Source organism: Providencia sp. 6390, assembly GCF_058148425.1.
Genome location: NZ_JBYVYL010000010.1, coordinates 132,393 through 146,426 on the forward strand (window position 1 = coordinate 132,393; position 14,034 = coordinate 146,426).

Sequence of the window (14,034 nt, forward strand, 5' to 3'; positions counted from 1 at the left end):
GGTATTGGCTCAAATAGCAACAAAAAAGCGGCTTATTCAACCGATGGGTAGAGACAAAAAGTGATTTAATGTACTTGAATGATATTCGTAATACTTAATTACGGAGTTCTCGCTAATTTTTTTGCCCTTTTAATTAAAAAGGGCTTTTTTTTATCCAAAGAATTATCAGCATTCGACTGTTTGATAAGCTAGCTCCAACTCTTCTGCAAGAATTGCGATACCTTTCTCGATTTTTTCAGGCTCAGGTACATAGTTCATACGCATACATTGATGTGCATGTGGCCAGTCTTCTTCGATACCAGGGAAGAAATAATGACCCGGAACCATTAATACACCGCGTTTTTTCAAGCGTTGGTAGAGCTCTAAGCTAGTAATTGGTAAATCTTTAAACCATAGCCACAAGAAAATAGCCCCTTCAGGTTTATGGATCAGACATTTATCTTCAGGGATATAGCGGCGAATGATCTGAATAACCTCTTCAACGCGTTGCTTATAAAAAGGTCCAATCACGTTCTTGGATAAAGAAATCAGCTCATCACGTTGTAGCATCTCTAACGCTAATGCAGGGCCAATACCACCGGGAGCTAAACTAATAATACCGTTCATATTACTAACTGCTTCAATGATTTCTTCATTAGCAATAATGATCCCGCAACGTGTTCCCGGTAAACCAAGTTTCGATAAACTCATGCAAAGAATGACATTTTCATTCCAAAACGGGGTAGCTTCACTAAAAATAATGCCAGGGAAAGGTACGCCATAAGCATTATCAATTAATAAAGGAATGTTGTGTTGTTTAGCTAATTGGTCGAGATGCGCCACTTCTTCGTCGGTGATTACATTCCCTGTCGGATTCGTTGGGCGTGAGACGCAAATAACCCCAATATCTTTAGTAACCTCTAATGTATTGAAGTCGACACGATATTTAAACTGACCGTTTGGCAGGTACTCAATTTGTGGTTTGTTTGCCACAAATAAATCATCATCTAAGCCTGAGTCCGCATAGCCAACATATTCAGGGGCGAGCGGGAAAAGCACTTTGCGTGTGATACCATCTTCAAAACGACCAGCAAGCAAGTTAAATAGGTAGAAAAACGCACTTTGGCTGCCGTTAGATAGTGCGATGTTCTTTGCACTAATATTCCAGCCTAGTTTCGCTTTTAGGGTTGCTGCTAGCGCTTTCAACATGGCATCTTTGCCTTGTGGGCCATCGTAGTTGCACAGAGTGTCTGTCAACTTACCATTTGCACTCATTTCTGCTAATAATTTTTGAAAATACTCATCCATTTCAGGGATATGAGCAGGGTTACCGCCGCCAAGCATAATTGCTCCCGGGGTTCTCAGGCCATCATTCAAGTCTTTCATCAATGTTGAGATCCCTGAATTTTGAGCGAATTTATTACCGAATTTAGAAAATATCATCTCATTTATTCACATATTGTTAAGTAGGTTGTTAATAGAATTTAAAACATACTCTGCCAAACCGCAGAGTTCAACCGTTGAAATCGATTGTTTGTTGATATTAAATCCTAAATAATTATTATTTTTTAGTTTAATATCTTTAAAAACTAATTATAAGCTAGTGAATATCGCTTGTTGTTAGCGAAGTGATGCTAATTCGTTCTAATTTACTTATATTGGCAACAACCTACTAAATGGTCATTTATCATGCCAGTTGCTTGCATAAAGGCGTAGCAAGTAATTGAGCCTACAAATTTGAAACCTCTTTTTTTAAGGGCTTTCGATAATGTTTTTGACAACTCAGTCTCAGCAGGGACTTGAGTGTGAGATGTCCATTGATTTACAATCGGTTGGTTATTTACGAATTGCCATATAAAGGTTGAAAATTCCTCCCCGTTTTCTGCCATTTGTAGATAGGCTTTGGCGTTAGCAATGATAGCGTTAATTTTTGCTCGATTGCGAATAATCCGTGGATCTTGCACTAAACGTTCAACGTCATCTTCAGTCATTAAAGCCACTTGTTTGGGATCAAATTGATGGAAGAGTTCACGATAGTTTTGGCGCTTTTTTAAAATAGTGTACCAAGACAGCCCCGCTTGCTGGCCTTCAAGACAGATCATTTCAAATAACTGTTGGTTATCTTTAGTTGGTTTCCCCCACTCATTATCATGATAGGCGATATATTCAGGGTCTTGATTAACCCATTGGCAACGAATTGGTGGTGCATCCATATAGTATCCATCTTATGTGTATTTGGGTGAGTTACCTTTTATTTATACTGGATAAATATCCAGTCTTAAAGGGGCGAAAGTCAATTTTTTTAATTTATGAGGTAAATAGACGTTGATTCAGTGCTGTATATCTGGCGGTCAAAGGGTATACTGACGTACTTTCTTTTAAATCATATGCATCGCGTGCGGATCTAACATGCAAAAGTTTGATACCAAAACCTTCCAAGGTCTCATCCTGACATTACAGGATTACTGGGCGCGCCAAGGCTGTACCATTGTTCAACCACTGGACATGGAAGTCGGCGCAGGAACATCTCACCCTATGACGTGCTTGCGCGCATTAGGGCCTGAACCTATTGCTGCGGCTTATGTTCAGCCTTCTCGTCGCCCAACTGATGGTCGTTATGGGGAGAACCCAAATCGTCTTCAACATTATTATCAGTTCCAAGTGATCATTAAGCCATCACCGGACAATATTCAAGAGCTTTACTTGGGTTCTTTGAAGGAGCTGGGGATTGATCCAACGGTTCATGATATTCGTTTTGTTGAAGATAACTGGGAGAACCCAACATTAGGTGCTTGGGGGCTCGGCTGGGAAGTTTGGTTAAACGGTATGGAAGTCACCCAATTTACCTATTTCCAACAAGTTGGTGGGTTAGAGTGTAAACCAGTAACGGGTGAAATCACCTATGGTCTTGAACGTCTTGCTATGTATATTCAAGGTGTTGATAGTGTTTATGACCTCGTTTGGTGTGATGGCCCTTTAGGTAAAACGACTTATGGTGATATTTATCACCAAAACGAAGTTGAGCAATCGACCTATAACTTTGAGTATGCCAACGTAGATTTTCTCTTCAAATGCTTTGAAGAGTATGAAAAAGAAGCTCAGTACTTGTTGTCTCTTGAAAAACCACTGCCGCTTCCTGCGTATGAACGTATTTTAAAGGCTGCTCATACCTTTAACTTGTTGGATGCTCGTAAGGCCATTTCTGTGACTGAACGCCAACGTTATATTTTACGTATCCGTACCCTGACGAAAGGGGTCGCTGAAGCTTATTATGCTTCTCGCGAAGCGCTCGGATTCCCAATGTGTCATAAGAATTAAGAGGCTGTCATGACTCAACAGACTTTCCTAGTGGAAATCGGCACAGAAGAGTTACCGCCGAAGGCTCTTCGTTCATTAGCTGAATCATTTGCGGCAAACTTTACCGCAGAACTTGATAGTGCCGATATTGCACATGGTGAAGTGAGCTGGTTTGCAGCTCCTCGCCGTTTAGCGTTAAAAGTTGCTTCGTTGGCTGACGCTTCACCTGATCGTGAAGTTGAAAAGCGTGGTCCTGCAATTTCAGCAGCATTTGGTGCTGATGGTCAACCGACTAAAGCCGCTGAGGGTTGGGCGCGTGGTTGTGGTATTACTGTTGATCAAGCAGAACGCTTAACAACAGATAAAGGTGAATGGTTACTGTATCGCGCTCAAGTAAAAGGCGTGGCCGTTAGCGAGTTATTGGTGGATATGGTCAGCCGTTCGTTGGCTAAATTGCCAATTCCAAAGCTAATGCGTTGGGGCGATAAAGAAACTCATTTTGTCCGTCCGGTGCACACCGTAACATTGCTGTTAGGTAGCGATGTTGTTGAAGGTGAAGTTCTTGGCATTAAAAGTGGGCGTACTATTCGCGGTCACCGCTTTATGGGTGAAGCGGAATTCACCATTGATAATGCAGATCAATATCCTGCAATTTTGCGTGAGCGCGGTAAAGTTATTGCTGACTACGAAGAACGTAAAGCAACGATCAAAGCAGATGCAGAAAAAGCGGCACTTGCGCTTGGTGGTAAAGCTGATTTAACTAATAGTTTGCTGGAAGAAGTGGCTTCATTAGTTGAATGGCCAGTCGTTTTAACGGCTAAATTTGAAGAAAAATTCTTAGCAGTTCCTTCAGAAGCTTTAGTTTACACCATGAAAGGGGATCAAAAATACTTCCCTGTATATGACAATTCAGGCAATTTGATGCCTAATTTCATTTTCGTCGCCAATATTGAGTCTTCTGATCCACAACAGATTATTTCAGGTAACGAAAAAGTCGTTCGCCCACGTTTGGCGGATGCTGAGTTCTTCTTTAAAACCGACCGCAAACAGCGTTTGGAAGATAATCTACCACGTTTAGAAACGGTATTGTTCCAGCAGCAATTAGGTACTTTGCGTGATAAAACTGACCGTTTAGAAGCGTTAGCTGGTTGGATCGCAAGTAAAATTGGTGCAGATGTTAATCATGCAACGCGTGCTGGCCTGCTGGCTAAATGTGACCTCATGACCAATATGGTGTTTGAGTTTACTGATACGCAAGGTGTGATGGGTATGCACTATGCACGTCATGATGGTGAATCAGAAGACGTTGCATTAGCACTGAAAGAACAATACCAGCCACGTTTCGCAGGCGATGAGCTACCTTCAACTGATGTTTCAGCTGCGCTTGCTATTGCTGAAAAAATGGATACCTTAGCCGGTATTTTCGGTATAGGTCAGCATCCTAAAGGGGATAAAGACCCATTTGCATTGCGTCGTGCTGCCTTAGGTGTATTGCGTATTATTGTCGAGAAAGGCTATCAGCTTGATTTGGTTGAAATGACTGAAGAAGCGGTACGTCTCTATGGCGATAAGCTAACCAATAAAAATGTCGTCGATGACGTTGTTGAGTTTATGCTTGGCCGTTTCCGTTCTTGGTATCAAGAGCTGGGTTACAGTATCGACACTATTCAAGCAGTATTGGCGCGTCGCCCAACGGCACCAGCTGATTTTGATGCGCGCGTAAAAGCAGTGAGTCACTTCCGTACGCTGGAAGATGCAGAGGCATTAGCAGCCGCGAATAAGCGTGTTTCGAATATTTTGAGTAAATCAAATGAGAAGCTGTCTGACAAGGTGCTGGCATCAGTCCTAAAAGCGCCAGAAGAAGTGAAACTGGCTACGCATTTGGTGGTGTTACAAGAAAAGCTTGAACCAATGTTTGCTGAGCGTAACTACCAAGAAGCTTTAGTTGAGTTGGCTTCATTGCGTGAAGTGGTCGACGCCTTCTTTGCTGATGTAATGGTAATGGATGAAGACGAAGCGGTTCGTATTAACCGTTTAACGTTGTTGAGCCAATTACGTGATCTGTTCTTGAAAGTTGCGGATATTTCGTTGCTGCAATAGCACAAAAATCCCAGCAAGATAAATGCACAAACGCTCGTAGGGTTAGCCCCTCCGAGCGTTTATTTTTTCAATAAAACAGCGATTGATTAAAAAACCACATCAAGTTGGTGGTTTTATCATCACACAAACAAATTTAGTGAAAAATGGGTTGACGGATCGCGCGCTCAACAGTATGATTCACCTCGTTTTCGGCGAGTAGCGCAGCTTGGTAGCGCAACTGGTTTGGGACCAGTGGGTCGGAGGTTCGAATCCTCTCTCGCCGACCAAATTTTAGAACCCAGCTTATAAAGCTGGGTTTTTTTATATCTGCGATTTCTCACTTCTCGTTCTGTTTTTCAGAGCAACTTTATTTCCTTTCTTGAACGTAATCTGTTTTTATATTTACCATATCATTAGCCATGTAGTAGCTAGTTGTTGATTGCCGATAAACGGACTTTTCAAGACAAGGATGCTATAGATGAAAGTGGCTTATCTATTATTGTTTATATTGCTATTAAAGTGCCTACCTTGCTATGCAGGTACAATTCCTATCGTGAAACAGCCTCAACCATCTTGTATGGTCATTAATCAGGTTTACTTCAATGCATTACCTTCATTTCCTTTAATCACACCACAACGTATCAGCGAGTGGAAATCAGCGATTGAAGGCCAGTGTGCGAGTGATAAAACCTTGTTACTCTATGCAGACTATCTAAACCAGCAATTAGCAGAGGCGGGTTACATCACATCTTATATTCACTATCCAAAGCAAAGCCTATTATTCGGTGTTTTGTCTATTGAGTTAATTGCGGGGAAATTGAAGGGTATCGAGTTTCAAGATGGCGCTAATGCAGGGTTGTTATTGGCAAATGCTTTTCCTATACGGTATGGAGATGTGGTGCATCTGCATCAATTGAACCAAGGGCTAGCCAATCTGCGTAATGCTCAACTAGTTCCTTATCAACTCCAGATCATTTCAGGAGATGAAAAGGGCAACATGAACCAGCTGATTATTCAACGTTCAGCGGCAAGGGCATTTAAAGGTCGATTGCTGCTTGAGTCAAAACCATCACAAGAGTTGCCTAATCAGATTGTCAGCCAAGTCACTATGTTAGCCAATCCATTGCTATTGAATGATTTTTTCTTTTTTAGCTTAGATAGTGATACTGGGCAAGGTACTTCGAAAAAGTTTAAATCAGCATCTTTGTTATATTCAATTCCTTATCATTATTGGCTACTCAGCCTTTATGTCGGCTATCAAGAAAGTACCGCTTATAAAAATATCCAATTGCTCAATAAGTTAACATTGAAAAATGATTTGCGCAGTCGTTTGTTGTTAATGCAAGCTGAATATGTTTTGCACCGAACATTGAATAGCACAACGTCAGCCAGTATCGGAACACAAATTCAAACATTAGATGTTTTCTTAAATGATCATCGATTGAAGACCCAGCAGCGCTTTAGTAGCTACGGTTTGTTTGGTTTGTCACATAAACGCGATCTTATGCGAGGTAACCTTGCTGTTTCAATCAACTACAAGCAGAGTCTTGATTGGTTCGGGTCAACTAGAAGGCAGGCTACAGGTTTAGATAGCGCTCATGTTTATCAGTTGTCAGCAGATTATCAGAGGCATTTTCAGTTTTTGAATCAATCGATGTATCACAGACATGAAGTTGAGATTCAATTAAGCCATTCTAAGCTAGATCCGTTACTTGAAGTTAATAGCATTACCGGAAGATTTGGTATTAGAGGTTATACAGGGAGCCTACCGATTGAGAATGCGGGGGAAAATACGCTAAAGATTAAAAATGAGTGGGGGTGGTTACTACCATGGCAAGAACATAAGTTTTATGGTGGATTGGATTTTGCTACCTCATCTAATGATCGAGCAAGTTTTTGGCAGGAAAATAAATTGCTTGGTGGTGAGGTTGGTATACAGGGGCAGTATAAGCGTATGGGCTATAAAATTTTTTTTGAAGTGCCATTTTGGCACTTATCGGTAGTAAAAACAGACCCTATTTTGCTAGGAGCTAAATTTAGTCTCGATTATTGACTGCCTTATTAAGTTGGTATGGGGCTGTATAGAGAACGAAATCAAGTTGTTCATGAATTTATTGAAGTAATTAACTAATCAATGAAATGTTAATAACCGATAAGTTAACCTTTTTTATCTGAATAAAAAATAAGCAAAATAATAACTCACTAAAATAATATTTAGTACAAAGTGCTCCAGAACTTTATGCCGCACTCACTCTGATGTCACACTATTTTCGTTCAGTAATTCAGCACTTAATCACAAATATAAAAATAAATCACCCAGTGATAAAAATCTATTCAGTACTCTTTTCATGGTTATTATATCTACTATAAAGAAGGTTGGCCTATATAATAACCTAATATCACCGAATAAATGTTTCTAAAATGTTATAAAGTAGTTGTGCTATTAGTGAGAGATGCTATTGACGAAGAGGGTGACAGTTGATTAATTGCACAGTGAATAATTAAAAATACAGATCCCTCATCTGTCATTATTAATGATGGTCTAGGGTATTAAGCAAATAACACATGAACACCACAGGAGCATACAGATGACGCTCTCTATTAAAAAGACAGGTTTATTGACAGTTGGATTAACACTTGCAGCAATGGCAGTTTCTGCTTCGGTGCAAGCAAAAACATTGGTCTACTGTTCAGAAGGTTCTCCAGAAGGCTTTAACCCACAGCTATTTACTTCAGGGACGACTTACGATGCAAGTTCTATCCCACTCTATAACCGTTTAGTTGAGTTCAAGTTAGGTACGACTGAAATTCAGCCTGGCTTGGCAGAAAGCTGGGAAGTGAGTGAAGATGGTAAGACTTATACTTTCCACTTACGTAAAGGTGTTAAGTGGCATTCTAACAAAGAATTTAAACCGAGCCGTGATTTGAACGCTGATGATGTGATCTACACATTTATGCGTCAAAAAGATCCAAATCACCCATATCACAAAGTTTCTGGCGGCAGCTATGAATATTTTATGGGAATGGATATGGATAAGATCATCGATAAAGTTGAAAAAGTTGATGATAATACCGTTCGTATCACCTTAACTCGTCCTGAATCTCCATTCTTAGCAGACATGGCAATGGACTTTGCATCCATTCTTTCAGCTGAATATGCTGACCAAATGTTAGCAGCAGGTACGCCGGAAAAAGTTGACTTGAACCCGATTGGTACAGGTCCATTCGAGCTGCAACAATATCAAAAAGACTCACGTATTTTGTATAAAGCGAACCAAGAGTATTGGGGCAATAAGCCAAAAATTGATCGTCTCGTGTTCTCTATTACACCTGATGCATCGGTTCGTTATGCAAAACTGCAAAAAAATGAATGCCAAGTTATGCCGTATCCAAACCCAGCTGACTTAGCACGCATGAAAGAAGATAAAAATATCACGTTAATGGAACAACCAGGTCTGAACGTTGGCTACCTTTCTTTTAACGTTGAGAAAAAACCACTTGATAACCAAAAAGTTCGCCAAGCGTTATCTATGGCTGTGAATAAAGACGCTATTATTGATGCGGTTTATCAAGGCGCAGGCCAAAAAGCGAAAAACTTAATTCCACCAACAATGTGGGGTTATAACGATGAAGTGAAGGATTACGAATATAATCCTGAAAAAGCAAAAGCATTATTGGCTGAAGCAGGCTTCCCAAATGGGTTTGAAATCGATCTGTGGGCAATGCCAGTTCAACGTCCATATAACCCAAATGCACGTCGTATGGCTGAAATGATCCAAGCCGACTGGGCAAAAGTTGGCGTTAAATCAAAAGTGGTGAGCTACGAGTGGGGTGAATACCTCAAGCGTGCTAAAGATGGTGAACCACAAACAGTAATGATGGGTTGGACGGGCGATAATGGTGACCCAGATAACTTCTTCGCCACTCTGTTTAGCTGTGCAGCAAAAGCACAAGGCTCTAACTACTCGAAGTGGTGTTACAAAGGTTTCGAAGATCTGATCCAACCTGCACGTATGACAGCGGATCATGACAAACGTGTTGATCTCTATAAACAAGCTCAAGTTGTGATGCATGATCAAGCGCCTGCGTTGATCATTGCACACTCAACGGTATTTGAACCAGTACGTAAAGAAGTGAAGGGCTATGTCGTCGATCCACTCGGCAAGCACCACTTTGAAAACGTTGATATTGAGAAATAATCGTTCGTAATTTGTACCAGCCCTTTGCCACCCATTGGTAGCAAAGGGCGTTTTCACCTCTGAATTTCAGGGAAACAGAAAACTCAGTTCTTTGTGAGCAGACAGAAGAAATTTATTTCTTCTGATTAGCCAAACGGACTTAGAACCGTCAAAGGCATTATTAAAGAGATTCGGGATATGTTGCAATTTATCCTCCGACGCTTGGGGCTAGTGATCCCCACGTTTATCGGTATCACATTACTCACTTTCGCTTTTGTGCACATGATCCCGGGTGATCCCGTCATGATTATGGCCGGTGAAAGAGGGCTATCGCCTGAAAGGCACGCTTATTTAATGGCTGAATTGGGCTTAGATCAGCCGTTATGGCAGCAGTACCTCCACTATATTAACGGCATATTCCATGGTGATTTAGGCATTTCATTGAAAAGCCGTATTGAGGTTTGGGATGAGTTTTTCCCACGTTTCAAAGCCACAATGGAATTGGCTATTTGTGCAATGATTTTCGCTGTCTCGGTAGGGATCCCTGTTGGGGTGTTAGCAGCGGTTAAGCGTGGTTCTATTTTTGATCATACCGCGATCGGTTTATCATTAACCGGTTACTCAATGCCTATCTTTTGGTGGGGGATCATGTTGATCATGTTAGTGTCCGTCCAGTGGGATTTAACCCCTGTATCGGGGCGGGTCAGTGACAGTGTATTCCTTGATGACTCTTATCCACTAACAGGCTTTATGTTAATTGATACCCTAATTTGGGGTGATGACGGTAACTTTATTGATGCAGTGGAACATTTGATCCTGCCATCCATTGTTCTTGGGACCATTCCGTTAGCGGTAATAGTGCGAATGACGCGTTCTTCAATGCTCGAAGTTCTTGGAGAGGATTATATCCGTACCGCAAGAGCAAAAGGGGTGAGTCGTGCGCGCGTCATTTTGATACATGCGCTGCGTAACGCGTTGTTACCTGTTGTCACTGTTATCGGCTTGCAAGTTGGCGTGATGTTGGCAGGGGCGATCCTAACAGAAACCATTTTCTCATGGCCGGGTCTGGGGCGTTGGTTAATTGAAGGGCTTCAGCGCCGTGACTACCCAGTGGTGCAGGGGGGAGTTCTACTGGTCGCGACATTGATTATTTTTGTTAACTTAGTGGTTGATGTGCTGTATGGCATCGTTAACCCGCGTATTCGTCATAAGAAATAAGGAGCGCTAAAAATGTCTCAATCTACTGAGCCAACTGTTGTCAGCGCCCCTAAGCCGATGACGCCATTCCAAGAATTTTGGCATTACTTTAAACGTAACAAAGGTGCGGTTGTTGGGATGGTTTATATCATCTTAATGATCTTAATCGCCGTTTTTGCAGGGTTATTAGCGCCTCATGCACCTGATGAACAGTTCCGTGATTTTCTATTAGTTCCACCAGTCTGGGAACATGGCGGTAGCTGGCAGTTTATTTTAGGCACTGATGATGTAGGACGTGACCTACTGTCGCGTTTGATGTACGGCGCACGCTTATCTCTATTGGTCGGCTGTCTTGTGGTTGTATTATCGTTGATCTCAGGTGTGACACTCGGGGTGATCGCAGGCTACTTTGGTGGTGTGGTTGACGCCATTATCATGCGTGTTGTTGACATCATGTTGGCATTGCCTAGCCTGTTATTAGCCTTAGTATTGGTGGCTATTTTTGGCCCGTCCATTGTTAATGCATCTATTGCATTAACCTTCGTCGCGTTACCTCACTATATTCGATTAACGAGGGCGGCGGTGTTAGTCGAAGTTAATCGTGATTATGTTACGGCCTCTCGGGTTGCAGGTGCTGGTGCTGTCCGCCAAATGTTTGTGAATATTTTACCTAACTGTTTAGCGCCATTGATCGTGCAAGCTTCGCTCGGTTTTTCTAACGCCATTTTAGATATGGCTGCATTGGGTTTCCTTGGTATGGGCGCTCAGCCACCAACACCTGAATGGGGCACAATGCTCTCTGATGTGCTGCAATTTGCGCAAAGTGCTTGGTGGGTAGTGACTTTCCCAGGTTTGGCAATCTTATTGACTGTATTAGCGTTTAACCTGATGGGTGATGGTTTGCGCGATGCATTTGATCCAAAACTCAAGCAGTGATGAGGTAATCTAATGGCATTGTTAAATGTAGAACAACTTTCGGTACACTTCGGTGATGAAGGTACTCCGTTCCGCGCCGTTGATCGCATCAGCTATAGTGTTGAAAAGGGTCAGGTGGTTGGAATTGTTGGTGAATCAGGCTCAGGTAAATCAGTAAGCTCATTAGCGATTATGGGGCTAATTGATTACCCCGGCAAAGTGATGGCAAATGCATTGCAGTTTGATGGGCGTGACTTACTGACTATTCCGGAGAAAGAGCGTCGGCAGATTGTTGGCGCTGATGTTGCAATGATATTTCAGGATCCAATGACGAGTCTGAACCCTTGTTTTACGGTGGGTTATCAGATCATGGAAGCTCTGAAAGTTCACCAAGGCGGTAGTAAAAGCACTCGAAAGCAGCGAGCGATTGACCTATTAGACATGGTGGGGATCCCTGATCCGAAATCAAGGCTCGATGTGTACCCACATCAATTGTCTGGTGGAATGAGCCAAAGGGTGATGATCGCAATGGCGATTGCTTGCCGTCCAAAACTACTGATTGCTGATGAACCAACCACTGCACTTGATGTGACCATTCAGGCTCAAATTATTGAATTGTTGCTTGAATTACAGCAGCAAGAAAATATGGCATTGGTCTTAATTACTCATGACCTTGCATTAGTTTCTGAAGCGGCTCACCACATTATCGTTATGTATGCAGGGCAAGTCGTTGAATCAGCAAAAGCGGCTGATATTTTTAAACACCCTCGTCATCCGTATACGCAGGCGTTGTTACGGGCACTACCTGAATTTGCGACCAATAAGTCACGGTTGGCTTCTTTACCGGGTGTTGTACCGGGTAAATATGACCGCCCACAAGGCTGTTTATTGAACCCTCGTTGCCCATATGCAACGGAGCGTTGTCGTGTTGAAGAGCCTGAATTGCGCTCGATTGGGGACAGGCAAGTGAAATGTCATATGCCGCTGGATGATATGGGGAGGCCGACACTATGAGTGAAAACAATAATAAACCCTTGATACAGGCCATTAATCTAAAGAAATATTACTCAGCCAAAAGCGGTATATTTTCAGCTGAAAAATTGGTTAAAGCTCTTGATGGTGTTTCTTTTGAGCTTGAAAAAGGTAAAACGCTTGCTGTGGTGGGTGAGTCAGGTTGTGGTAAATCGACGTTAGGCCGTTTATTGACCATGATTGAGCAGCCCACAGAAGGTGAACTGTACTATCAAGATCAAAACTTGTTGGTAAAAGATAAAGCGGCAGAAAAATTACGCCGTCAGAAAATTCAAATTGTTTTTCAAAATCCATATGGTTCTTTGAACCCACGCAAAAAAGTGGGGCAAATATTGGAAGAGCCTTTGTCGATTAATACGTCGTTGTCAAAAGAACAACGTAAAGAAAAAGTATTATCGATGATGGCCAAGGTGGGGTTGAAAACTGAGCATTATGATCGTTACCCACATATGTTTTCAGGTGGGCAGCGTCAGCGCATTGCGATCGCTCGTGGCTTGATGCTTGATCCTGACGTGGTAGTTGCTGATGAGCCTGTTTCTGCGCTGGATGTTTCTGTTCGTGCGCAAGTTTTGAACTTAATGATGGACTTACAGCAAGAGTTGGGCCTTTCTTATGTGTTTATTTCGCATGACCTCTCAGTGGTTGAACACATTGCTGATGAAGTGATGGTGATGTATTTAGGTCGCTGTGTTGAGAAAGGAACGAAGGAGCAAATTTTTAATGATCCTTTGCATCCTTATACGCAAGCACTGTTGTCTGCCACACCAAGGCTGAATCCAGATTCTAGGCGTGAACGCATCAAACTCACTGGTGAGTTACCAAGCCCAATGAACCCACCTCCAGGGTGTGCTTTTGCGGCACGTTGCCGCCGAGCGTTTGGTCAGTGTACTCAGTTCCAACCGACTCTTAAAGAGTACGATGGTCAGTTGGTTGCCTGTTTCGCCGTTGATGAAGATGAAAAAAATACGGTGATTGTCAGTTAATCCTTATAAATGGCAGAAAGAATACGCTTTCTGCCATCGCTTCAGGTTGTTTTCTCCTTTTAAGTGAATAATTTGCTCTTTGTCTTAATTACATAAACTTTCATTTTTAACTGCTCATTTCCCGATAAAATCAAGTATACTCAGTGACGCTCTATTATATTCATACCCCATAAAACCCGTCTTTTTGGGCGCGGTATCCAAAATTATATATATTTGGCTTAATTAATAGCCTGTATTCAATTGCAGTGATGTAATATTGGTTTGCAGTCGTACGCTGGGTATGAAATGGTGTAAATGGGAGTAGGCTTTGTCTGGCAATTACGGTTCAGGCAAAAGAGTATTCAATCTAAAAGAAGCTTGGTGAAAAAGGTTTC

10 protein-coding genes and 1 tRNA gene are annotated in these 14,034 nt (G+C 42.0%); 9 read left to right on the forward strand and 2 right to left on the reverse strand.

The window, feature by feature from the left end:
* Window positions 1-165 precede the first annotated feature (165 nt).
* Both AC3Z9T_RS18590 and AC3Z9T_RS18595 read right to left on the reverse strand, forming a co-directional pair.
* Window positions 166-1,422, reverse strand: a complete 1,257-nt coding sequence (locus AC3Z9T_RS18590; RefSeq protein ID WP_490127580.1) for a valine--pyruvate transaminase — start codon at window positions 1,420-1,422, stop codon at window positions 166-168.
* Window positions 1,423-1,628: 206 nt separating this feature from the next.
* A complete protein-coding gene (locus AC3Z9T_RS18595; RefSeq protein WP_490127581.1) occupies window positions 1,629-2,192 on the reverse strand; it encodes a DNA-3-methyladenine glycosylase I in 564 nt (187 codons plus the stop codon).
* Window positions 2,193-2,388: 196 nt separating this feature from the next.
* On the opposite strand from AC3Z9T_RS18595, the gene glyQ reads away from it, so the two are divergent.
* From glyQ to dppF, 9 genes are all read left to right on the forward strand, one after another.
* On the forward strand, window positions 2,389-3,297 hold the full coding sequence (glyQ, locus tag AC3Z9T_RS18600; RefSeq protein WP_070929413.1) for a glycine--tRNA ligase subunit alpha: 909 nt from the start codon (window positions 2,389-2,391) through the stop codon (window positions 3,295-3,297).
* Window positions 3,298-3,306: 9 nt separating this feature from the next.
* Window positions 3,307-5,376 (forward strand): glycine--tRNA ligase subunit beta, encoded by a 2,070-nt coding sequence (glyS, locus tag AC3Z9T_RS18605; protein ID WP_490127582.1) that lies wholly within the window; start codon window positions 3,307-3,309, stop codon window positions 5,374-5,376.
* A 189-nt stretch (window positions 5,377-5,565) separates the two neighbouring features.
* Window positions 5,566-5,642 (forward strand) — tRNA-Pro (locus tag AC3Z9T_RS18610).
* Between the two features lie 191 nt (window positions 5,643-5,833).
* Entirely contained in the window at window positions 5,834-7,408 is a 1,575-nt protein-coding gene (locus AC3Z9T_RS18615; protein WP_490127583.1) for a ShlB/FhaC/HecB family hemolysin secretion/activation protein, read from the forward strand.
* Window positions 7,409-7,943: 535 nt separating this feature from the next.
* Complete coding sequence (dppA, locus tag AC3Z9T_RS18620; RefSeq protein ID WP_490127584.1) at window positions 7,944-9,554, forward strand: dipeptide ABC transporter periplasmic-binding protein DppA; 1,611 nt, start codon at window positions 7,944-7,946, stop codon at window positions 9,552-9,554.
* Window positions 9,555-9,731: 177 nt separating this feature from the next.
* Entirely contained in the window at window positions 9,732-10,751 is a 1,020-nt protein-coding gene (gene dppB / locus AC3Z9T_RS18625) for a dipeptide ABC transporter permease DppB (protein ID WP_490127585.1), read from the forward strand.
* Window positions 10,752-10,763: 12 nt separating this feature from the next.
* Complete coding sequence (gene dppC, locus AC3Z9T_RS18630) at window positions 10,764-11,666, forward strand: dipeptide ABC transporter permease DppC (RefSeq protein ID WP_490127586.1); 903 nt, start codon at window positions 10,764-10,766, stop codon at window positions 11,664-11,666.
* Window positions 11,667-11,678: 12 nt separating this feature from the next.
* Window positions 11,679-12,659 carry a dipeptide ABC transporter ATP-binding protein gene (gene dppD / locus AC3Z9T_RS18635; protein ID WP_349489861.1) on the forward strand — a complete coding sequence of 327 codons (981 nt, stop codon included), beginning with the start codon at window positions 11,679-11,681 and terminating at the stop codon, window positions 12,657-12,659.
* On the forward strand, window positions 12,656-13,660 hold the full coding sequence (gene dppF, locus AC3Z9T_RS18640; protein ID WP_490127587.1) for a dipeptide ABC transporter ATP-binding subunit DppF: 1,005 nt from the start codon (window positions 12,656-12,658) through the stop codon (window positions 13,658-13,660). Before dppD ends, dppF begins: the two co-directional genes overlap by 4 nt.
* Window positions 13,661-14,034: the final 374 nt, after the last annotated feature.